General features: G+C 69.6%; 20 protein-coding genes. 14 read left to right on the top strand and 6 right to left on the bottom strand.

Features of this window, described 5'->3' with window-relative positions; genetic code table 11:
- The coding region (locus K338_RS0118710; RefSeq protein WP_022919687.1) for an integrase core domain-containing protein at positions 1 to 304 on the top strand (304 nt) is incomplete at its 5' end.
- 51 nt (positions 305 to 355) lie between these two features.
- On the top strand, positions 356 to 1501 hold the full coding sequence (locus tag K338_RS23965; RefSeq protein WP_051154998.1) for an alpha/beta hydrolase family protein: 1146 nt from the start codon (positions 356 to 358) through the stop codon (positions 1499 to 1501).
- Between the two features lie 81 nt (positions 1502 to 1582).
- Here the strand turns inward: K338_RS23965 and K338_RS0118700 are convergent, their stop codons facing one another.
- The gene (locus tag K338_RS0118700; RefSeq protein WP_022919685.1) at positions 1583 to 2335 is read right to left on the bottom strand and encodes a type 1 glutamine amidotransferase; all 753 of its coding nucleotides are present in this window, start codon (positions 2333 to 2335) and stop codon (positions 1583 to 1585) included.
- Positions 2336 to 2493: 158 nt separating this feature from the next.
- On the opposite strand from K338_RS0118700, the gene K338_RS26035 reads away from it, so the two are divergent.
- From K338_RS26035 to K338_RS23945, 12 genes are all read left to right on the top strand, one after another.
- Positions 2494 to 4530: a TPM domain-containing protein gene (locus K338_RS26035; RefSeq protein ID WP_211218265.1), complete on the top strand. Its 2037-nt coding sequence runs from the start codon at positions 2494 to 2496 to the stop codon at positions 4528 to 4530.
- A gap of 67 nt (positions 4531 to 4597) precedes the next feature.
- Entirely contained in the window at positions 4598 to 5347 is a 750-nt protein-coding gene (locus K338_RS0118690) for a PspA/IM30 family protein (protein WP_022919683.1), read from the top strand.
- 71 nt (positions 5348 to 5418) lie between these two features.
- Positions 5419 to 5991, top strand: coding sequence for an NYN domain-containing protein (locus tag K338_RS0118685; protein WP_022919682.1), 573 nt, complete (start codon positions 5419 to 5421; stop codon positions 5989 to 5991).
- A 292-nt stretch (positions 5992 to 6283) separates the two neighbouring features.
- On the top strand, positions 6284 to 7627 hold the full coding sequence (locus K338_RS0118680) for an ABC transporter substrate-binding protein (protein WP_022919681.1): 1344 nt from the start codon (positions 6284 to 6286) through the stop codon (positions 7625 to 7627).
- Positions 7627 to 8658: a carbohydrate ABC transporter permease gene (locus tag K338_RS23955; protein ID WP_022919680.1), complete on the top strand. Its 1032-nt coding sequence runs from the start codon at positions 7627 to 7629 to the stop codon at positions 8656 to 8658. The genes K338_RS0118680 and K338_RS23955 overlap by 1 nt, the downstream gene beginning before the upstream one ends.
- Positions 8655 to 9539: a carbohydrate ABC transporter permease gene (locus K338_RS0118670; RefSeq protein WP_022919679.1), complete on the top strand. Its 885-nt coding sequence runs from the start codon at positions 8655 to 8657 to the stop codon at positions 9537 to 9539. The genes K338_RS23955 and K338_RS0118670 overlap by 4 nt, the downstream gene beginning before the upstream one ends.
- A gap of 52 nt (positions 9540 to 9591) precedes the next feature.
- Positions 9592 to 10587, top strand: coding sequence for a glycoside hydrolase family 43 protein (locus K338_RS0118665; protein ID WP_022919678.1), 996 nt, complete (start codon positions 9592 to 9594; stop codon positions 10585 to 10587).
- A 51-nt stretch (positions 10588 to 10638) separates the two neighbouring features.
- Positions 10639 to 11634 carry a LacI family DNA-binding transcriptional regulator gene (locus tag K338_RS0118660; RefSeq protein ID WP_022919677.1) on the top strand — a complete coding sequence of 332 codons (996 nt, stop codon included), beginning with the start codon at positions 10639 to 10641 and terminating at the stop codon, positions 11632 to 11634.
- 93 nt (positions 11635 to 11727) lie between these two features.
- The gene (locus K338_RS23950; RefSeq protein ID WP_040654425.1) at positions 11728 to 14073 is read left to right on the top strand and encodes a glycoside hydrolase family 43 protein; all 2346 of its coding nucleotides are present in this window, start codon (positions 11728 to 11730) and stop codon (positions 14071 to 14073) included.
- Positions 14074 to 14149: 76 nt separating this feature from the next.
- Entirely contained in the window at positions 14150 to 15958 is a 1809-nt protein-coding gene (locus K338_RS0118650) for a glycoside hydrolase family 2 protein (protein ID WP_022919675.1), read from the top strand.
- A gap of 176 nt (positions 15959 to 16134) precedes the next feature.
- Positions 16135 to 16866 (top strand): response regulator transcription factor, encoded by a 732-nt coding sequence (locus K338_RS0118645; protein WP_022919674.1) that lies wholly within the window; start codon positions 16135 to 16137, stop codon positions 16864 to 16866.
- Positions 16853 to 18313 carry a sensor histidine kinase gene (locus K338_RS23945; protein WP_245543007.1) on the top strand — a complete coding sequence of 487 codons (1461 nt, stop codon included), beginning with the start codon at positions 16853 to 16855 and terminating at the stop codon, positions 18311 to 18313. Before K338_RS0118645 ends, K338_RS23945 begins: the two co-directional genes overlap by 14 nt.
- Here K338_RS23945 and K338_RS23940 read toward each other — a convergent pair.
- The 5 genes from K338_RS23940 to K338_RS23935 form a co-directional block, all read right to left on the bottom strand.
- Positions 18280 to 19401, bottom strand: coding sequence for a sulfate/molybdate ABC transporter ATP-binding protein (locus K338_RS23940; protein ID WP_051154996.1), 1122 nt, complete (start codon positions 19399 to 19401; stop codon positions 18280 to 18282). The two genes, K338_RS23945 and K338_RS23940, sit on opposite strands and share 34 nt — an antisense overlap.
- Positions 19402 to 19403: 2 nt before the next feature.
- Entirely contained in the window at positions 19404 to 20264 is an 861-nt protein-coding gene (locus K338_RS0118630; protein ID WP_022919671.1) for an ABC transporter permease, read from the bottom strand.
- Between the two features lie 4 nt (positions 20265 to 20268).
- Positions 20269 to 21063 (bottom strand): molybdate ABC transporter substrate-binding protein, encoded by a 795-nt coding sequence (gene modA, locus K338_RS0118625; RefSeq protein ID WP_022919670.1) that lies wholly within the window; start codon positions 21061 to 21063, stop codon positions 20269 to 20271.
- A complete protein-coding gene (locus K338_RS0118620; protein ID WP_027287038.1) occupies positions 21060 to 21446 on the bottom strand; it encodes a TOBE domain-containing protein in 387 nt (128 codons plus the stop codon). The genes modA and K338_RS0118620 overlap by 4 nt, the downstream gene beginning before the upstream one ends.
- A 141-nt stretch (positions 21447 to 21587) precedes the next feature.
- On the bottom strand, positions 21588 to 21874 hold a 287-nt coding region (locus tag K338_RS23935), incomplete at its 5' end, for a transposase (protein WP_022919668.1).

Genomic DNA, 21874 nt, shown 5'->3' with positions numbered 1-21874 from the left:
CACCCGGATCGAACGCGTGATGACCGACAACGCCTTCGCCTACCGCCACGGCCGCGACGTCCACAAGGCCCTGGCCGATCTGGGTGCGAAGCAGAAGTTCATCAAGCCCCATTGCCCCTGGCAGAACGGCAAGGTCGAGCGGTTCAACCGCACCCTGCAGACCGAGTGGGCCTACCGCCACGTCTTCACCAGCAACCAAGCCCGCCGCGACGCCCTTGCACCCTGGCTGCACACCTACAACACTGAACGCCGCCACAGCGCACTCGGCGGCCTCCCGCCCCTCAGCCGAGTGTCACCAACCTGATGGCCGAGTACAGCTAGGTCCCCACCCCAGCCGCCCGCTAGCGTGGTCCAGATGGATCCCGCTCCCGCCGACCTCCGCTCCCTCGACGGTCTGCTCGACCTGGCCCGCTCCGCCAGCCCGTTGTTCTCCGCTGAGGAACCCGACGGCGAAGCCGTGGTCTCCCGGTTGCGCACCACCCTCGGGGTGCTCCCCGTACCGGAGCGGGTGTCCCCGGAGGTGGTGCAGACCTGGACCGCCGGCGGCGTAGACGGGACAGTGCTGCGCTGGGACGTCGGTGTCGGCGCCCCGTCGGAAGGCTGGCTGCTGCGCCCGGCCGGCGTGACCACTGCCCTGCCCGGGGTGGTAGCACTGCACTGCCACGGCGGGGTGAAGTACTACGGCAAGGAGAAGGTCGCCGACGGTCCGGAGCCCGCCGCGCCGGGGGCTCTGGCCGCCCGGTCCGGCCTGTATGACGGCGTGGCGTACGCGAACGAGCTCGCCCGCCGTGGGTACGCGGTACTGGTCCCGGACGCGTTCGGCTGGGGCAGCCGGCGCGTCCCGGTCGCCGACATGCCCGACCGGGTGCGTGCCGCGGGCCACCTGGCCGCCACCGCCCGGGAGGCCGAGACCGGCAAGACCCTCGACGATCCGGCCCGCTACGAGGCCTACGCCGGACCGCTGGAGGACGCGATGGCCAAGCTGCTCGGCATCCTGGGTACCTCCTGGGGAGGTGCGGTGGCCCGGGAAGACGCGATCGCCGTCGACCTGCTCGCCTCCCGCGAGGACGTGCTACCCGGTGGGGTGGGCGTGGTGGGTCTCTCCGGCGGCGGCGCACGGGCGGCCCTGGCCACCGCGCTCAACGAGAACGTGCGGGCCGCGGCGGTGATCGCGATGATGTCCACGCTGGCGCCGATGCTCGACGGCTACGTCCACAAGCACACCTGGATGATGATGAACCCAGGCATCGGCCGGGTGGCGGACTGGCCAGACATCGCCGCCGCCCGCCGGCCACGCCCGCTGCTGGTCGGCTACGCCGAGCGCGACCAGCTGTTCCCACCCGCGGGCATGCGCGCCGCGCACGAGCTGATCGCTGCCCGGTACGCGGCAGCCGGTGCACCGCAGGCCTACCGCGGGGCATTCATCGACGCCCCGCACTCCTTCCCACCGGACCTGCAGCAGCAGACCTGGGAGTTCTTCGACCAAGTCTTCGGGGTGTAGAGAACGACGGTCATCTGACAGGACCTTCGCCATTTCGGGAGGTCGAGCCGTATGACGGTCACGTTGACGACGGCCGGCTGGCTAGCGCACCGCGAGCCGGGTGCGGTCCACCACCTGGGCGGCGAACGCCGCGCCGAGCTCTGTGGCCACAGTGGCCAGTGCCTCGGCGTTCGGGCCGTAGCCCGCGGCCAGATCGTCGGGGTCCTGCCCCTCGGCGGCAGCCCAGCGGCGCATGGTGGCCTCGTCGGCCTCGGGGTGGAACTGCACGCCCACGGCGCTACCCAGCCGGAATGCTTGGAACGGGTACTGCTGGGAGCTGGCGAGCCAGGTGGCCTCCGGCGGCAGGGCGGTGATCGCGTCGCCGTTCATCGAGGGCGCCGGCACGTCCCGACCGAGCGCTGCCACCACCGGGCCGAGCACCGGGTCGGCGGCAGCGTCCGGGCGCATCCGTACCTCCACCACACCGCGCTCCGGGCCGGTGGGGGCAGCCACCTCCACCTGACCCCCGCGCGCCACGGCGAGCTGCTGGGCACCTAGGCAGACGCAGAGGGTGGGCACACCCTGGGCCACGGCGGCATCGAGCAGCTCCCGCTCCGCGGTCAGCCAGGGATGGTCGCGGGTGTCCTGCACGGACATGGTGCCGCCCAGCACCACCAGACCGTCCAGGTCGCTGGCGTCGGGCAGCAGCTGGCCGGCGTCCGGGCGCACCAGGCTGATCTGCACCCCAGCGAGCGCTTCACTGAGCAGACCCAGCGGCACAGAGTCCTGGTGCTGCACCACGGTCAGCACGGGAGCAGCAGCGGAAGAAGCGGAGAAGTTCGGAGAGTCGAGCACGGCGTGCAAGGTACTCCACGAACCTGGAGAACTGAAACTGCGCGGCCGCTCCGGGTGCTGTGACGAGCAGGCGGGTAGGCAAAGTTCCGGTGTTCGCCGACAGCGGGACGACCGCCTCCTCATTGCGCGGCCGCGGTCCAACCGCGAAGATCAAAGATGTGGTCCGACTTCCCTCCCGCGCCCTCGCCGGGCTGTGCACTGCCCTGCTCGGCCTCACCCTGATCGCCCTGCCGGCGACGGCGGAGCCTCCTGGAGCCGTAGACGGTCATGTGGTCGATCACTCCAGCCAGCAGGTGCTGGACGGGCAGGATGCGGAGGTCACCGCCGCCATCGACGAGCTGCGCTCAGACACCGACCTGGACCTGTGGGTGGTCTACGTCGACTCCTTCGACGGGATGGACCAGCAGGAGTGGGCCGCACAGTCGGCCCAGGCCACCGGTCTGGGCAACTTGGACCTGCTCTGGGCCGTGGCCGTGGAGGACCAGCAGACGGGCCTGTGGGCGAACGAGGCGGCCGGGCTGTCCCAGTCCCAGCTGGACTCCGCCGACAGCCAGGCGCGGGACCAGCTAGGCAGCGGCGACTGGGCCGGCGGGGCGGTGACCTTCACCAACGAGGTCCACTCCGCCGCCACCGGTGGCGGCAGCGCACTGACGGTGGTGCTGGTGGTCGTCGCCCTGGCCGTGGTGGTCGGGCTGGTGGTGCTCTGGGCACGCTCCCGCCGGAAGCGGTCCGAGACCGTCGGAGCACGTGGGCAGCGGCAGGCGGCTGCCCGGCCGCAACCAGCGCCCGACTCGCTGGAAGCGAAGCTCGCCGCCCTCTCCGTAGCCGAGCTGACCACGCGCTCCGGCTCGGCTCTGGTGGACCTGGACGACGCAGTGCGCACCTCGGAGCAGGAGCTGGCGTTCGCCGAGGCACAGTTCGGGCTGCAAGCCACCCAGGCGTTCCGGGCAGCGCTGACCAGCGCCACCGCAAAGCTCTCCGACGCGTTCGAGCTGCAAGCCCAGCTGGAGGATGCCACCCCGGAGACCGAGACCGAGCGCCGGGACATGCTCACCCGGATCCTCACAGTCTGCGCTGCTGCGGACGCCGAGCTGGACGAGCAGGCCGAGGCGTTCGCGCACCTGCGCAACCTGCGCGAGCACGCCCCGCAGGCGCTCGATGACCTTGAGCAGCGCGCCGGGGAGATCGAGAAGACCCTGCCGCCGGCCGAGCTGGCACTGACCCAGCTGCACGCCACCTACCCGGCCAGCGCCCTAGAGTCCCTGGCCCGCGCCCCGGAGCAGGCCCGGTCGCTGCTGGCCGCCGCCCGGGAGGCCGTGACCGCCGGGCGGGAGGAGCTCACCGAGGAGGACCGCGCCGGCGCAGTGGCCTACGCCCGCACCGCCGAAGACGCCCTGCAGCAGGCGGTCACCCTCATCGAGTCGGTGCACACCGGAGGGCGAGAGCTCGCCGACGCCCGGGAGAAGCTCGACCCGGCGATCGCCTCGATCCGCGCCGACCTGATCGATGTGGACCGGCTCGCCGCCGGGGACAGCGCGGTACAGGCGCTCGTCCCGCGGGCCAAGAGCGCCATCACCCAGGCCACCAACGCCAAGGAGGGCGGCGACCCGATCGCCGCACTGGCCGAGATCAGCAGCGCTGAGGACGCCCTCGACGAGGCTCTCGCCCCCCGCCGACAACAGGTCGAGGCCGACGAGCGTGCCCAACGCAAGCTGGCCACTGGCATCCAGCGCACCTACGGCCTGATCCGGTCCACGAACGACTACATCGCCACCAACCGGGGCGCCGTCGGACCGGAGGCTCGCACCAGGATCGCGAACGCCTCCCGGTTCCTGCAGGAGGCCGAAGCGGTGCAGCAGCACGAGCCCCGCCGCGCCGTCGACCTGGTGAACCGGGCCTGGGCGGCTGCCTCCCGCGCCCGGGACCTGGCCACCGCGGACGTGCAGCGCTGGCACGCCCAGGGGCCGATGGACTACGGCGGCTTCGGCTACGCCGGCCCCCGCGGCTACGGCCGGTACGCCGGGCGCCGGTCCGGGGTCAACATGGGTTCGCTTCTGCTGGGCGGGCTGATCGGCTCCGCGCTCGGTGGCGGCTTCGGCGGCGGGTTCGGCGGCAGCGGCTGGAACGGTGGCGGCGGGCTCGGCGGGGGCGGTGGCTTCGGCGGTGGCGACATGGGAGGTGGCGGCGCTTTCTGACCCGCGCCCCGGCCAGCCCGTGGTGCACTGAGACCTAGCACGACCAACACAGCGAAGGACGATCCACATGACCGAGAAGCAGAGCATCCTGGGCCGTCTCGCCCAGCTTGCCAAGGCGAACATCAATGCGCTGATCGACCAGGCCGAGGACCCGCAGAAGATGCTGGACCAGCTGGTGCGCGACTACACCAACAACATCGCCGAGGCGGAGACCGCTGTGGCGCAGACGATCGGCAACCTGCGCCTGGCCGAGCAGGACTACAACTCCGACGTGGCCGCGGTGACCGAGTGGCACAACAAGGCCCTGGCTGCCTCCCGCAAGGCGGACGAGCTGCGCGCCGCGGGGGACGCCGCCGGAGCCGACCGGTACGACAACCTCACCAAGGTCGCGCTGCAGAAGCAGATCGGATACGAGCAGGAGGTCAAGGACGCCGAGCCGATGCTCGCCTCCCAGCGTGAGGTGGTGGAGAAGCTCAAGCACGGCCTGGCGGTGATGAAGGACAAGCTGGGCGAGCTCAAGGTGAAGCGCGACCAGCTGGCAGCACGTGCCAAGACCGCACAGGCCCAGGCGCAGGTGCAGCAGGCGATCGGTTCGATGAACGTGCTCGACCCGACCAGCGAGATCTCCCGGTACGAGGAGCAGGTGCGCCGGCAGGAGGCCCTGGTCGCCGGCCGGGCGGAGATCAACGCCTCCTCCCTGGACGCACAGTTCGCCGAGCTGGAGACGGATGCCGACTCCCTGGAGGTGGACGCCCGGTTCGCGGCGCTGAAGTCCGGCGGGTCGGCCGGCCAGATCGGCACCACGCCGCAGGGCTGAGTCCCCCGTCGCCGACGCCGCCTGCGGTGGGCTCATCGCTCACCGCCGGTGGTGCGGCATAGAGTGTGCCCATGCCCCAGAGCGAAGCCCCACGCACGACCTACCTGCTGGTGGACGGCGAGAACATCGACGCCACCCTCGGCATGAGCGTGCTGGGACACCGGCCGAACCCGGACGAGCGGCCCCGCTGGGACCGGGTCACCGAGCACGCCCGCACCTTGTGGAACCAGCCGGTGCGGGCGTTGTTCTTCCTGAACGCCACCAGCGGGCAGATGCCGATGAACTTCGTGCAGGCGCTGCTGGCGATGGGCTACCACCCGATCCCGCTGGCCGGTTCCGGCACGGAGAAGGTCGTGGACGTGGGTATCCAGCGCACCCTGGAAGCGCTGGCCGACCGGCCCGGAGACGTGCTGCTGGCCAGCCACGACGGCGACTTCCTGCCTCAGCTGGAGCACCTCATCGACGGTGAGCGGCGCCTGGGCGTGCTGTGCTTCCGGGAGTTCATCAACGCTCAGCTGAGCGACCTGGCCGAGCGTGGGGTGCAGCTGGTGGACCTCGAGGACGACGTGCACGCGTTCACCGTGCCGCTGCCGCGGGTGCGGATCATCCCGCTGGAGACCTTCGACCCGACCCGCTACCTCTAACCCCAGCGCACTAGTCGCGAACGCCCGCCTTCGCGGCCTCCGGACCCCGCTCTGCCGCGGAACCCAGCGTTCGCAAACTGCAGCAGGTCCCAACAGCGCCGCCTGCGTGGAGCGTTCCGCGCGGCTGGGTTCGCACCCCCTTTACAACGGAGGAAAAGTCTGGCTACCCTGATGTTGGTGATCCGTTGTAAAGCAGCATCTGACTGCCACCAGGGCCAGCGATAGCAGTGCCGCTGCCCGCTGCCTCACCTCGGTTCACCGAGGACCGGACAGACATGACGAAGGAGTACGTGTGCACCCGACGACCGACCGCCCACATCCCGCTCTGAGCCGCCGAGGCTTCCTGACCGCCATCTCCGCCGCCGGTGGGGGCGCCGCTCTGGCCGCCTGCTCCGGCGGCAGTGGTGGCGGCGGCAACGCAGCCACCGGCAGCGGTGGTGAGTCCTACGACGGCGCCGCCGTGGAGCTTTCCTTCTGGAACGGCTTCACCGGCGGCGACGGACCGGTGATGCAGGAGCTGGTGGACCAGTTCAACGCAGAGCACGAGAACATCACGGTCAAGACCACCGTGATGGAGTGGGCCGACTTCCACTCCCGCCTGCCCGCTGCGATCACCTCCGGTGACGGTCCGCAGGTGGCGATCCACCACCTGGACTCGCTCGCCACCTCGGCCGCGCGAGGCCTGCTCCGGCCGCTGGACGACGTTGCAGAAGCACTCGAGATCACTGAAGAGGACTTCCTCGCGCCAGTCTGGGAGGCCGGCCTCTACGACGGGTCCCGGTTCGGGATTCCGCTCGACGTGCACCCCACGGGCTTCTTCTACAACAAGACCGTGATGGCCGATGCCGGCCTGGACCCAGAGAGTCCTCCGATGGACCGGGAGTCCTACGAGGCAGCCCTGGACACGCTGCTGGAGAACGACATCGCCGGGCACTGGATGAGCCCGCACCTGTTCACCGGTGGGCACACGCTGCAGTCCCTGATCTGGCAGTTCGGCGGTGAGCTCTTCGACGCTGACGGCGCCACCGCGATGTGGGCCGAGGATCCCGGTGTGGAAGCCCTGACCTGGATGGTCGATGCCATCCACAAGGGCTGGAGCGTACGTGACGTCGGCCAGGACGCGGACATGATCGCCCTGCAGAACGGGCAGACGGCGTTCAACTGGAACGGCATCTGGTCGATCAACACGCTGAACGAGATCGAGGACCTGGACTGGGGCGTGGCACGGCTGCCCAACATCGGCGGCGAGAACGCCGCATGGGCCGGATCGCACAACTTCGTGATGACCGAGCAACGCGGCACCACCGATGACCAGCTCGAGGCCTCTCGCGTGTTCATCAACTGGATCTCCCAACAGTCCATCGCCTGGGCAGCCGGAGGCCAGGTCCCCGCCCGGAACTCGGTGCGCCAGTCCGAGGAGTTCGCGGACATGGAACCCCAGGCGGCGATCGCCGAGCAGGCCGAGGACCTGCGTTTCCCGCCCGCGCTCCCCGGTATCGGCGACGCTATGGCAGAGCTGGACACGGCACTGAACGAGGCAGTGCTGCTGACCAAGGATCCGGCCCCGGCTCTGCAGGAAGCGGCAGACCGGGCGAACACGGTCCTCGAAGAGAACCGCGAGCGGTACGGCTCCTGATGGTCCAGCAGTCCACCGCCCCTGCCCGCCCGCGGCCGGCAGCCAAGCAGCCGGTACCGCGTGCGGGCAGGAGGGTCCGCCGACACGCGTGGTGGACCCCGTACGCGTTCCTCGCTCCGTTTCTGGCCATCTTCGGCACGTTCGTAGCCTTCCCTGCTGTGCTCGGCGTATGGATGTCCCTGCACGACTGGGACTACCTGCTCCCGAACAAGCCATTCGTGGGTCTGGACAACTACCTAGATCTGTTCAGCTCGGCGACCTCGGCCTTCTCCCGGTTCTGGGACGGCATGATCGCCACCGGGACGTTCGTGCTGGCTTCAGTGCCGCTGCTGATCGTGCTACCGCTGTTCATGGCCTTGCTGCTGAACCGCAGGTTCCCGGGCCGGACGTTCATGCGCGGGGTCATCTTCATGCCGTACGTGCTCGGCGTTGCAGTGGTCGGCGTCCTGTTCCGATTCATCCTGGACCCGAACATCGGCATCCTGAACTTCCTGATCGAGCGCTCCGGGCTGATCCACGTGTTCGGATTGTTCGGCGTGGACGCCCCGATCCCCTGGATCACCGCCCAACCGTGGGCGTGGATCTCTCTGGTGGGGCTGACCGTGTGGTGGACGCTCGGGTTCAACACGATCATCTACATCGCGGGGCTGCAGGACATCCCCAGCGACCTCTATGACGCCGCGAAGGTGGACGGCGCCTCCCGCAGGCAGCAGTTCCGGCACGTCACCCTGCCTGGGCTGCGCCCGGTGATGGTCTTCGTCGTCACCCTGACGGTGCTCGCCTCGGCCAACATGTTCGGGCAATCCGATCTGGTGACCTCCGGTGGGCCCGGAGACAGCACTCGCACGGTGCTGATGGTGATCCTCGACGAAGGCCTCGGCGCCTACCGGATGGGCACAGCGGCGGCGATGGGCTACCTGCTCTCCGTGGTGCTCGGCATCGTCTCGATCATCAACTTTCTCGCTCTGCGCGACTCCGACCGGCCGCGCCGGCGCCGCAGGACGTCCACCGCCACGGAGGGCACCGGATGACCACCACAGCCTCCCGACCCACCGCTCGGAACACACGCCCGCGGATGACTGCGGGCACGATGCTGCGCAGCTCGATGTTCTGGCTGATGCTGGCAGCCCTGTTCGTGACGTTCTTCGGGCCGATCCTGTGGATGGGCAGCACCTCGCTGAAGACCTACGGCGAGGCGACCTCGATCCCGCCGACCATCCTGCCCTCGACGTTCGACACCTCCGCCTATGACACGTTGCTCAGCCTGGACGGGCAGTACCCGGTGCTGCGCTGGGTGCTGAACTCCCTGGTGGCCGCCGCCGGGCACATGCTGCTCGTGCTCGTGGTCGCCTCGATGGCCGCCTACGCGCTCGCCCGGTTGCAGTTCCGGGGCCGGGGCCTGATCTTCACCCTGATCGTGTCCACCCTGTTCGTACCCGGGTTCGTGTTCATCATGCCGAACTACCTGATCATCGACCAGCTCGGCTGGCTGAACACCGTCTGGGCCTTGATCGTGCCTGGTGCGGCGGGCGCCTTCGGTGTGTTCTTCCTGCGTCAGTTCTTCGTGGCGATCCCCTCGGAGCTGGAGGAGGCCGCCGCCCTCGACGGAGCGAACCACTGGCAGGTGTTCACCCGGGTGGTGCTGCCGAACGCCAAACCAGCGCTAGCCACGCTTGCCGTGCTGTCCTTCCTGGGCAACTGGAACGACTACATCTGGCCCGTGTACGTGCTGTTCAGCCCGGAGAGGCTCACCCTGCCCGCAGGTCTGAAGCTGTTGCAGGGCGCCTACGTGACCGACTACCCGGTGATCATGGCCGGCGCATTCGTGGCGAGCGTGCCGGTACTGATCCTGTTCATCTTCACCCAGCGCTACATCATCGAGGGCGTGGCCCGGAGCGGGCTCAAGGGATGACGAACGCCTACCCACGCAACGAGGGACCCAGATGAGACATCCCCTACCAGCTGTGACGACCGCCGTCGTGCTCGGCGGCGCGATGCTGCTTGCCGGCTGCGGCCCGAACGAGAGTGACACCGATGCGGAGGACGACGACATGGGGTTCACCAACCCGGTCTACGAGAACGACTTCCCAGACCCTTTTGTGCTGGAGGCAGACGGTCAGTGGTACGCCTACGCCACCCAGAACACCTTCGGAACGTTTCCGATACTGCGCTCTGAGGACCTGGTCACCTGGTCGGTCATCGGCAACGGGATGCCCGAGCTGGCACCGTGGGCGAGCGTCGGCCGGCACTGGGCCCCCGAGGTGGCACAGATCGGCGACCGGTACCTTGCCTACTACACGGCGAAGGACCGCCAGAGCACGAAGCAGTGCATCGGCGTGGCTGTCTCCGACTCCCCGGAAGGACCGTTCGTCGACGAAGCAACCGAACCGTTCATCTGCCAGTCGGACGATGGCGGCTCGATCGACGCGTCCCCGTTCATCGATGCGGACGGCACCCCGTACCTGCTCTGGAAGAACGACGGGAACAACATCGGCACCACGTCCTGGATCTACATCCAGGAGCTCTCCGAGGACGGGCTCTCCCTGGTGGGCGACAGTCCGACCCAGCTGATCACGCACGACCAGGCCTGGGAAGGAGACCTGGTGGAGGGCCCGTTCCTCTGGCTCCGTGACGGTCAGTACTACCTCTTCTACTCCGCTAACGGCTACGGGTCACCGGAGTATGGCGTGAGCTATGCAGTCGCCGACGACGTGCTGGGGCCCTACCGCAAACCGGTGGACGAGCCGATCTTGTCCACCAACGAGGTGGCTGCCGGTCCGGGGCACGGCATGGTCATCGAGGCCGGCGACTCCACCTGGTACGTGCACCACGCCTGGCCACCGGACGCCGTCGGCGACCCTGTGCCAGGCCGACAGATGTGGCTCACCCCGCTGACCTGGACCGAGGACGGCACCCCGGTGCTCGCTGAGCCGGCCACCCAGGTCGATACCCGACCCTGAGGGTGGTGACCGTGACAGTAGGCTGGAAGGGCAACGAGAACGGTGGCAGGCATGCGAGCGACCCTTCGGGATGTGGCCGCACACGCCGGCGTGTCCTTCAAGACGGTCTCCAACGTGATCAACCACCACCCCAACGTCACCGAGAAGACCCGCACCAAGGTGCTCGCCTCGATCGAGGCACTGCAGTACCGACCGAACCCGAGTGCCCGAAGCCTGCGGCACGGCCGCTCGGGTTTCCTCGCGCTCGCTGTGCCCGAGCTCGCCTCTCCCTACTTCTCTACCCTCGCCTCGGAGGTGAGCCGGGCAGCGAAGGCTCACGGACGCACGGTCGTCATCGAAGAGACTGGGGGCGGCCTGGACGAGGAGAAGGCAGCCCTGGAGGGACTCACGACCAGCCTGGTCGATGGCATCATCTTCTCCCCGTTGGCCACCCCAGGCGACGTGCTCGAGGACCTGCTGGGCAGCACTCCTCTGCTGATGATCGGCGAGCACCGGTACCCGATCCACGCCGATCATGTCGCCATGGACAGTGTGCGCGCTGCCGAAGAGGTCACTCAGCACCTGCTGGCATCCGGTCGGCAGCACATCGCCACCATCGGCTACGAGCCCCACGGCACGGGCCTGCAGCGCTGGCGTGGTTACCAGCGCGCCCTACGAGCCGCCGGTCTGGAACCCACCCCTGGCCACGCTGCCGAGGTGGACGCATACCGGCGAGAGGATGGTGCCGCAGCGATGGCCCGGCTGCTGCGGTCCTCGGCCCCCATCGATGCCGTGCTCTGCTTCAACGACCTGTTGGCACTCGGGGCGATGCGCACCCTACGGGAGGCGGGTATCACGATCCCAGACAGGATCGCCGTCGCCGGCTTCGACAACATCGAGGACGCGCGTTTTGCCTACCCGACACTGACGACGGTCGCCCCCGACGTGCGGTTCCTGGCCACCGAAGCTGTTCGGCTGCTCGTCCGGCGGACCGAGGAACCCGGCGCACCTGCCGAGCAGGTAGAAGTTCCGTTCACCATCGAGGTGCGCCAGAGCAGCACGGCCTGACCCGGACGACTCGGCCGTCGCGGGAGCGGTGCGGAGCGGTCTCCGCGCCTCGATCGACCACAGCGCCGCCAGCCGCGGCCGGAATGGAGAACCATGCGTAGCAGACACCTCTTGGCTGCCGCCCTCATGGGAGTCGGCGCCCTGGCGCTGGGGACGACGGTGCCCGCCGCCGCCGAACCGCCAGCCGCTGCGACCGTAGGCGGGCCGGCACCGGCGCAGGTCCGCCCAGCCGAGCCGGCGCAGGTGACCAACCCCATCACGGACTCGTTCTCTGACACCTACGCTGACCCCGCCGTGATTCGCGGAAAGGACGGGTACTGGTACCTGTACGCCACGAGCGACCCGCTGACCGAGGCACCGAGCGAGTTCGGTCTGATGCATGTGGCTCGCACCCAGGACTTCACCGACTGGGAGTACCTGGGCGAGATCTTCGACGAGGAGAACCGTCCTGACTGGGCTACGTCCTCGTCCATGTTCTGGGCACCTGACATCCGCTACATCGGCGGCCAGTATGTCCTGTACTACACCGTCACCGACACGGTGGCCGATCCCGGTGCGTGGAACTACGCCATCGGCGCCGCAACCGCCCCCACACCACATGGGCCGTGGACGCCTTCCGAGGAGGCGGTCGTCGACGCGCGGCCGGACGGTGACGGAGGCTACTTCAACACGATCGACCCGGCGCTGCTCACCGACGACGACGGCCGGCGATACCTCTACTTCGGCGGCTACAACGGCGGGGTCTGGGTGACCGAGGTGGACCAGACCGGACTGCATGCGGTGGGCGAGCCCGTCCAGGTGACTGTCGCCGATCGATATGAGGGCGCATACGTGGTCAAGCGTGGCGACTACTACTACCTCACCGCATCCTCGGCGAACTGCTGCGCCGGACCGGTGACCGGGTACAGCGTCTACGCCGGACGCTCCACCTCACCCTGGGGGCCGTTCCTGGACCAGGAGGGCGTCTCGATGCTGGATCCCCGTGTGGGCGGCACGCAGGTTATCGCACAGAACGGCAACTCGATCATCGGGGTGGGCCACCACGCGTTCTTCTCCGACACCACCGGGCAGGACTGGATCCTCTACCACGGCATCGAACGAGAGGATGCGTGGTTGGACGACCCGGGCGGTGTCAACGAGCGCCCGACGTTCATCGACCGGCTCGACTGGATCGACGGCTGGCCCGTGGCGGCCGCTGGCGCCGGACCCACCGAAGGGACGTTGACTGGACCGATCACGGGTTCTGACCACGGCATCGTGATGGCGGACCCAGCGACCAGTGACACGCTGCGCACCGTCTCCGGCACCTGGACCTCGGTGCCCGAGCGGCTGAACGATGCCGGAAACGTGGGTCTACTGACCCCGACGGCGGACCCAGCCCAGGTGCAGACGCGCCGGCCGCTGGCCCGCGAGTCTCGGGTAGAGACCGACCTGCGTTTCCCCTCCGGCAGCGGCACGTTCACCGTGGAGCTGCTCCGTGCCGGTCCGCACCAGCTCGGTATCGCAGTCGACGCTGACGCCGGTGAGCTGCGTGCCTGGACGGGCAGCCCGGGGCAGCTGGAGACTGCCGTCACCGACCTCCCAGCGACGTTCGACCCCAGCGCCTTCACCGCACTCGTCGTGGACATCCGAGACGGTCAGGTGCACGCCCAGCTGACCGAGAGCAGGCTAGGCGACTCCTTGGCGGAGGTGCAGCTCGAGACCAGCAGCGCCCGACCTCGACGTCACCTCGCGCTGACCGCGGCAGACGCCGCGGTCCAGGTCGACAACCTGAGTGTGACTGCCGCCCACGAGCCGGTCACCGATCCGGTGCCGACCCCGCTGGCCGGCGAGACCCTGTTCGTCGAGGAGTTCGACGACGGGCTAGCACCTGGGTGGCAGTGGGTTCGAGAGCAGGATGATGTGACGGTGGCCGATGGCAGCCTGCACTGGCCCCTCACTGACGGCGACATCGTCGGTTCGGACAACACCGGCAGCCTGCTGCTCCGAGACGCCCCAGCCGGAGAGTGGCTCATGGATGTCGAGCTCACCCTGGACGTCGGTGAGGACGAGATCCGCAACTTCCAGCAGGCTGGTCTGATCGTGCACAGCGACGATGACCTTTTCCTCCGACTGGGTTCGGTGGCCCTGCAGGCGACCCGACAGGTGGAGTTCGGCAAGGAGATGCGCACTGGCGAACGACTCGACTGGGGTGCACACCTCGGCGGCCCGACAGCGACCACGATGTGGCTGCGCCTGCACCACACGGTGGATCCGGAGACCGGGGAGCTGCGCTACCGCAGCGCTTCCTCGACCGACGGGGAGAACTGGCGCTGGGGCGCGACCTGGACGCTTCCGGCCGACTCCGCACCTCGGGTCGGCCTCTATGCCGGCGGTGGCAGCGACCCGGCCACGGTGGCGCAGTTCGAGTCGGTGACCTTCTCCGCTGTGGAGGAGTAGATCCACCCCACCCAACTCCTCCGGTGCCGGCTGCTGCCCGGCACCGGAGGTCCACGATGCACAGAGAGAGTGAGCTATGCCCGAAACATGTCCCCGCCCTGAGTATCCGCGTCCGCAGATGGTGCGCTCGAGGTGGTTGAACCTCAACGGTCGCTGGCAGTTCGAGATTGACCAGGGTGACTCCGGTCTGGAGCGTGGCCTGGTTGACCGGGAGCTGCGCGGGGAGATTCTGGTGCCGTTTGCGCCGGAGTCGGCGGCTTCGGGGGTGGAGAACACCGACTTCTTGCAGGCGGTGTGGTACCGCCGGGAGATCGAGGTCCCGGACAGCTGGGCCGGGCAGCGGGTATGGCTGCACTTCGGTGCCGTCGACCACGACACCACGGTATGGGTCAACGGCACCGAGGTGACCCGCCACCGGGGCGGGTTCTCCCCGTTCAGTGCGGACATCACCGACGCCCTGGTCGCTGGGCGTGGCACGGTGGTGGTCCGGGCCCGGGACCTGCGCGAGGAGCTGCAGGCCCGCGGCAAGCAGGCCACGTGGTATGCCAACACCCACTGCAACTACACCCGTACCACCGGGATCTGGCAGACCGTGTGGCTCGAGCCGGTGCCCGAGGTGCACCTCAAGCGCCCCCGGATCACCCCGCACCTGGCCGCAGGGGCCTTCACCATCACCACACCGGTGTCGGCCAACCGGCCCGGCCACCACCTCCAGGCACGCATCAGCGACCAGGCCGGGCCGGTGGCCACCGCCCGTGTGCGGGCCGACCTGGACCTGTCCCCCACCCTCCAGCTGACCCTCCCAGAAGACCGGGTCCGGGCCTGGTCACCTACCGACCCGCACCTGTACGACCTGCACCTGGAGCTCCTCGATGAGCACGACCAGGTCATCGATGCCGTGCAGTCCTACGCCGGGCTACGCTCGGTGAGCATCGACGGGCGTAGGTTCTTGATCAACGGCGAGGCGATCTTCCAACGCCTGGTCCTGGACCAGGGCTACTGGCCCGACTCGTTGATGACCGCACCCAGCGACGAGGCCCTGGTCCGGGACATCGAGCTGGGCATGGCGGCAGGCTTCAACGGGGCCCGCATGCACCAAAAGGTCTTCGAAGAACGCTACCTCTACCACGCCGACCGGCTCGGCTACCTGCTCTGGGGCGAGTTCGGCGACTGGGGCGTGAGCGGCCAAGGTCAAGTCGGTCACAACCAGCAACCCACCGCCTCCTTCATCACCCAGTGGCTGGAGGTCCTCGACCGGGACTACTCCCACCCGGCGATCATCGGCTGGTGCCCCTTGAACGAGACCCACCAGCTGCTGCACGACCGCATCACCGTCCTGGACGACGTCACCCGCGGCATGTTCCTGGCCACCAAAGCCGCCGACACCACCCGACCAGTACTGGATGCCTCCGGCTACTCCCACCGGGTGGCCGAGACCGATGTGTATGACGCCCACACCTACGAACAAGACCCGGCCGCATTCGCCGACCAGGTCGGCCACCTCGCGGAGGGCAAGCCGTACGTCAACGACAGCGCCCACGGACCGTGCTCCCTGCCCTATACCGGCCAGCCCTACTTCATCAGCGAGTACGGCGGCATCTGGTGGAACCCCCACCTCGCCGCCAGCCACGACAACGACGAAGAACGCGACACCTCCTGGGGATATGGCCAACGCGTGCGCACCGAAGAAGAGTTCCACCAGCGGTTCGCAGGACTCACCAGCGTGCTGCTGGACGACCCAGAGATGTTCGGCTACTGCTACACCCAGCTGACCGACACCTTCCAAGAACAGAACGGCATCTACAACTTCGACCGCACCCACAAGCTCAACACCCACCGCATCCGCACCACCCAAGAACGCCAAGCCGCCTACGAGAAACGCTGACCCAGCGACCGCCGTCCGCGTAGCGGAGGGGACGGAGGCAACGTGTGGCAGGCAGGTCCGTGGTGGCCCCGACACGTTGCCTCCGTCGGCCTGCTCCCAGCGAGCGCTCCCGACCGGCAGCCACCTCCCAGGCCGCTCCCAGGAAACTTTCAGTATCCGGGCGCACACTGGTAGGTATGACTTCCTCGGACGCTGCCCACAACTCGCCAGAGGCGTACCTGCTGGTCGTCGACGACGAGCCGAACATCCGCGAGCTGCTGTCCGCCTCGTTGCGGTTCGCCGGCTTCGAGGTTCAGGTGGCCGCCGACGGCAACGACGCGCTGCGCCAGGTGACCTCCCGCACCCCGGACCTGATCGTGCTGGACGTGATGATGCCGGACATGGACGGGTTCACCGTGACCCGCCGGCTGCGGGACAAGGGCATCCACGTGCCGGTGCTGTTCCTCACCGCCAAGGACGAGACGTCCGACAAGATCGCCGGGCTGACCGTGGGCGGGGACGACTACGTGACCAAGCCGTTCAGCCTGGACGAGGTGATCGCCCGGATCCGGGCGATCCTGCGCCGGGCAGCGGCCACCGCTGCAGCGACCGAGGACTCCTTGCTGCGGGTCGCGGACCTGGAGATGGACGAGGACGCCCACGAGGTACGCCGCGGCGGCGCCGAGATCGACCTCTCTCCCACCGAGTTCACCCTGCTGCGCTACCTGATGCTGAACGCCGGCCGGGTGCTGTCCAAGGCGCAGATCCTGGACCACGTGTGGGCTTACAACTGGGGCGGTGACGGTGCGATCGTGGAGTCCTACATCTCCTACCTGCGCCGCAAGGTGGATGCCCCGTTCGCCCCCGACTCACCACCGCTGATCCACACCAAGCGGGGCGTGGGGTACGTGCTCCGTGAGCAGCAATAGTCTGCGCGACGGGGAGCACCCGTTGGACCGGATGCCGTTGCGCGTCCGGTTGGTGCTCATCCTGTCCGTGCTGCTGGTGGTCGCACTGGCGGTCACTGCGCTGACCACGCTGAGCCTGCTGAAACGGTCCCTGATCAGCCAGGTGGACGAGAACCTGGACTCGGCCGTGCAGGTGCTGGAGGCGCGTGGCGCATGGCCGGCCAACACCCCGACCAGCCGCCAGCCGAACACCTACTACATGCGGGTGATGGCCGCGGACGGGTCCACCTACCTGAACGTGCCCGCCACCACCGGCACCGACGCCGTCCCGGACATCCCACCGATCTCCTACGACGAGACGCTGCAGCTGGCCGGCACGGTGCGCACCGTCGACTCGGTGGAGGGGCCCACCCAGTGGCGGATGGTGCTGGTGCGCGGGGTGCAGGAGCAGACCGGTGCCCCGGTGTCGGTGGCGATCGCGCTGCCGTTGAACTCGGTGAACGCCACGCTGCACCAGATGCAGCTGTTCATCCTGCTGGTCGGCCTGGGCGTGGTGCTGCTCGCGGGGATCACCGGGTATGCGGCCGTGCACCGCTCGCTGCGTGGCCTGCGCGCGATCGAGGACACGGCGGCGGCGGTCGTGGCCTCCGGTGACCTGACCCGGCGCGCCCCGGTGGCCCCGGACTCCACCGAGGTGGGGCGGCTGGGTGCGTCGTTCAACGCGATGGTGGCGAACCTGGAGACCGCGTTCGCCGCCCAGGCAGCCTCGGAAGCCAGGATGCGTCGCTTCGTCTCCGACGCCTCGCACGAGCTGCGCACGCCCCTGGCCTCGATCCGCGGCTATGGCGAGCTGTACCGGATGGGGGCGGTGCCGGCCGAGGAGCTGCCGAGCACGTTCTCTCGGATCGAGTCGGAGGCGATCCGGATGGGCACCCTGGTCAACGACCTGCTCGCCCTGGCCCGCCTGGACGAGAGGCAGGGGCTGCGGCTGACCGAGGTGGACCTGCGGGAGATCGCCAGCGACGCGCTCGGCGACCTGCACGCCCTCGACCCGGACCGGCCCACCGAGCTGGTCGGCGACACCGCGGTACCGGTGACCGCCGACGCCGACCGGATCCGGCAGGTGGTCACCAACCTGATCGGCAACGTGGTGCAGCACACCCCCGCCGGCACCGCCGTGGAGATCGCCGTGGCAGCCGAGTCCGGGTGGGCGCGTCTGGAGGTACGTGACCACGGCCCGGGAGTGCCGCCAGAAGCCGCCAGCCGCATCTTCGAACGGTTCTACCGGCCGGACAGCTCCCGCGCCCGCACCTCCGGCGGGGCCGGTCTGGGCCTGGCGATCGTGGCGACCATCCTGGCCGCGCACCACGGCACGGTCGAGTACCGGCCCACGCCCGGCGGCGGCACCACGATCGTGGTGCACCTCCCCCAGGCTCAGCCGGGCACCACCACGGCCCCGGACTCGTGACCGGCTGCCGGGCCAGCGAGCACGCGCCGCGGGTCCACCTGGACCCACACCTCGGCTCCCGACCGCAGCCACGCGGGGTCCACCTCGGTGGCCGGCACCTCGGCCACCAGCTCCGGCGGACCGACCAGCCGCACCCGCACCCCACCATCGGCAGGTTCCACCCAGCGCACCGTGGTCCGGGCCGTGTTCGCCCCCTCGGGGCGTTCCATCCCCAGCACGACGGCGGAGGGCCGGATACGTAGAACCATCGCCTGACCAGGGCGCACCTGGGCCTGGGCGGGCGGGCCTGCGCCGTCGTGCGACACCTGCCAGTCCCCCAACGGGGTGCGCACCCGGCCGTCCTCCAGGCCGGTGCCGGCGAGCAGGTTGACCCCGGCCATCGTCGCAGCGAAGGGGCTGCGCGGGGCACCGAGCACGCGTGCGACCGGGCCGTGCTCGGCGACCTGCCCCTCGTGCAGCACGGCGATGTGGTCGGCGAGGACCACGGCGTCGAGCACGTCGTGGGAGACAAGCACGGTGGTGGTGCCGCTGGCCCGCACCTGCTCGGCGAGCAGCTGGCGTACCTGCGGGGCGGTCTGCACGTCCAGGGCGGCCAGGGGTTCGTCCAGCAGCAGCACCTCCGGTGCGGCGGCCAGTGCCCGGGCGATCGCCACGCGTTGCTGCTGCCCGCCGGAGAGCCGCCCGGGCCGGTGCCGGGCCTGCGCACCCATGCCGACCCGTTCCAGCCACTGCTGCGCGAGCGCACGGGCGGCGCGGGGGCGGGTACCGGTGCTGCGCGGGCCGAAGGCCACGTTCTCCAGTGCGCTCAGGTGCGGGAACAGCGCCGCGTCCTGGGAGAGCAGCCCGATGCGGCGCTCCCGCGCGGGCAGGAGCAGGCCCGTGGTGGTGTCGGTGAGCACGTGTCGGCCGAGGCGCACAGTGCCGCGGGCCGGGCGCAGCAGGCCGGCGAGCACGTGCAGCAGGGTGGACTTGCCGGACCCGTTCGGCCCGACCACGGCGAGCACCTGCCCAGCGGGCACCTCCAGGTCGACGTCCAGGTGGAAGCTGCCCAGGTGGAGCTCCACAGCGGCGTGCAGGTCGGCGGTCATCGTCACCAGGCCACCCTCCGGCGCCAGTCCCGCAGCCCGATGAGGATCACCAGCGCCACCACCACCAGCAGCACGGCGAGCGCGAGCGCGGCGTCCCGGTCCACCCCGGCACCGTTGAACGCCGTGTAGATGGCCATCGGCACCGTCTGGGTGACCTCGGGCCGGTTCCCGGCGACCATCGCCGTGGCCCCGAACTCCCCGACGGCACGGGCGAAGGCGAGCACGGTGCCGGCGGCCAGGCCGGGCAGCACCAGCGGCAGGGTGACCCGGCGCAGCACTGTCCAGCTGCCGGCACCCAGGGTGGCGGCGACCTGTTCGTACCGGTCGCCCGCGGTGCGCAGCGAGCCCTCCAGGGAGAGCACCAGGAACGGCATCGCCACGAACGTCTGCGCCAGCACCACCGCCGCCGGGGTGAACGGCACGCTGATGCCGACCAGGTCGAGCCCCTGACCGAGCCAGCCGTTGCGGCCGAACAGGTACAGCAGCGCCATACCGCCCACCAGCGGCGGCAGCACCAGCGGCAACGTGACCAGGGTGCGCAGCACGGCGGCCAGCCGGGCCGGTGCCCGGGCGAGCAGCAGTGCCAGCGGCACACCGAGGAGCAGGCAGCAGACCACCGCCACCGCACCGGTGCGTAGTGACAGGCCGAGGGCGAACAGCGCCTCCGGGGAGGTGATCGCCGCCGGGAAGCTCGCCCACTCCACCCGCGGGAACAGCGCCACCAGCGGCAGCACCAGGGTGGCCACAGCGAGCACGGCGAGCGCGAGCACCCACACCGGCAGACGACCCCGGACCTGGGCGGGCCGACCTGGACGGGTGAGACCCGCCGTCGCCGGCTCGCTGGTGCGCACCCCGGTGGTCATGTCCTCAGCCCGCCTCCGGAGGGCCGAAGCCGTAGCCGGCGAGCACGTGCATCCCGGCCTCGGAGAGCACCAGGTCGACCAGCTCCTGACCGAGCCCGGAGCCGTGCAGCGCGACGATCGGGTAGGAGTTGACCACCTGGGCGGCGGCGTCCGGCACCACCGGCTCCAGCTCCTCGGCGCGGGAGGCGACGTCGGTGGCGTACACCAGGGCAGCGTCCACCTCACCGGAGGCCACCCGTTCGGCGGCGGCGGTGACGTTCTGCTCCATGCTGACCGGTTCGCCCTCGAAACCGGCCAGGTCGAACAGCTCGGTGGCGGCGGCCCCGCAGGGCACCTCCGGGGCGCAGGTGACGAAGGTGGCCTCGTTCAGGTCGGCGAGGCTGGTGATGCCCGATGGATTGCCCTTCGGGACGGCGATCACCAGGGTGTTCGTGGCGAACAGGGCCGGCTGGTAGTCCTGGTCCGGGAAGGCGGCGACCAGGTCGTCCATGGAGGCGGTGTTGGCGGTGGCGAGCACATCGGCGTGGGCGCCTTCGGACAGCTGGGTCACCAACGTGGAGGAGCCGTCGTAGACAGCGGGCTGGATGGACACCTCCGGGTGGTCCTCGGCGAACATGGCCAGCAGGTCGTCCATCGGTTCGGCCAGGGAGGCGGCAGCGAACACGGTGAGCGTCTGGTCGGTGCCGCTGTCGGTGGCTGAGTCGGCGGCGCCCGGGCCGCCGGAGGCGCCAGCACCGCACGCTGCGGTCAGGGCGAGGAGTGCGGCGGCGACGAGGACTGCGGGGCGGCGGGTGCTCATCCTGCCTCCACGATCACGGTGGTGGCCTTGACCACGGCACTGGCGCGGGCGCCGACCTCGAGCCCGAGGTCGCGGACCGCCTCAGCAGACATCAGCGAGACCACTCGGTAGGGCCCGCACTGCAGGTCCACCTGGGCCATCACCTCATCGGCCCGAATCGCGGTGACCAGGCCGGTGAACCGGTTCCGGGCGCTGGTGCCCGCGCCACCGTGCGGGGAGGCGGCACGTTCCTGTGCCCACCGCGCCAGCGCGTCACCGGGGATGACCAGCCGGCCGGCGTCGTCGTGGCTGGCGGCGAGGCCGCCGGAGTCCACCTGACGGCGCACCGTGTCGCTGCTGACACCGAGCAGCTCTGCAGCCTCGCTGATCCGATAGTGCGACATGATCACGATCATACAGGCGCACCTGCGTCCCGAGATCATGGATTTGGACGCATTCGCTGCTGCCCCTCTCCGCCTGGGACATCGCGCACCTCACGCAGACCCACCCCGCACAGACGACCGTCTGCAGCGCAGATTGGTGGCTCATCGCAGATGAGGGTGTAGCAAGGGCCTGAATCCTCCAGTGTCCAGCAGGGCGCGGGTGATGTAGTTGGTCAGGTTCCGGAACCCCAGAGCGGTGCCGCGCAGATGCTCGAGCCGGCCGTTGATCGCCTCAGTGGGCCCATTGGAGGTGCCGGGGCGGTCGAAGTAGGCCAGGATGTCGACCGCCCGGCGATTCAGCGTCCGGCCCAGCTTCTTCAGCTCGACCAGCTTGGCCGGGACCCCGCGCCGCAGCGAGTCGATCACCTCTGTCAGCATCTGCTTGCCGG

The organism is Ruania albidiflava DSM 18029 (genome assembly GCF_000421225.1).
Classification (GTDB): Bacteria; Actinomycetota; Actinomycetes; order Actinomycetales; family Beutenbergiaceae; genus Ruania; species Ruania albidiflava.
The sequence above is the reverse complement of the archived record's forward strand: the minus strand, read 5'-3'. Positions and strand labels throughout refer to the sequence as shown.

Coding starts and splice junctions, on each gene's coding strand:
- K338_RS23965 (WP_051154998.1), top strand. CDS start 356: ATGGATCCCGCTCCCGCCGACCTCCGCTCCCTCGACGGTCTGCTCGAC.
- K338_RS0118690 (WP_022919683.1), top strand. CDS start 4,598: ATGACCGAGAAGCAGAGCATCCTGGGCCGTCTCGCCCAGCTTGCCAAG.
- K338_RS0118685 (WP_022919682.1), top strand. CDS start 5,419: ATGCCCCAGAGCGAAGCCCCACGCACGACCTACCTGCTGGTGGACGGC.
- K338_RS23955 (WP_022919680.1), top strand. CDS start 7,627: ATGGTCCAGCAGTCCACCGCCCCTGCCCGCCCGCGGCCGGCAGCCAAG.
- K338_RS0118670 (WP_022919679.1), top strand. CDS start 8,655: ATGACCACCACAGCCTCCCGACCCACCGCTCGGAACACACGCCCGCGG.
- K338_RS0118660 (WP_022919677.1), top strand. CDS start 10,639: ATGCGAGCGACCCTTCGGGATGTGGCCGCACACGCCGGCGTGTCCTTC.
- K338_RS23950 (WP_040654425.1), top strand. CDS start 11,728: ATGCGTAGCAGACACCTCTTGGCTGCCGCCCTCATGGGAGTCGGCGCC.
- K338_RS0118650 (WP_022919675.1), top strand. CDS start 14,150: ATGCCCGAAACATGTCCCCGCCCTGAGTATCCGCGTCCGCAGATGGTG.
- K338_RS0118645 (WP_022919674.1), top strand. CDS start 16,135: ATGACTTCCTCGGACGCTGCCCACAACTCGCCAGAGGCGTACCTGCTG.
- K338_RS23940 (WP_051154996.1), bottom strand. CDS start 19,401: ATGACCGCCGACCTGCACGCCGCTGTGGAGCTCCACCTGGGCAGCTTC.
- K338_RS0118630 (WP_022919671.1), bottom strand. CDS start 20,264: ATGACCACCGGGGTGCGCACCAGCGAGCCGGCGACGGCGGGTCTCACC.
- modA (WP_022919670.1), bottom strand. CDS start 21,063: ATGAGCACCCGCCGCCCCGCAGTCCTCGTCGCCGCCGCACTCCTCGCC.
- K338_RS0118620 (WP_027287038.1), bottom strand. CDS start 21,446: ATGTCGCACTATCGGATCAGCGAGGCTGCAGAGCTGCTCGGTGTCAGC.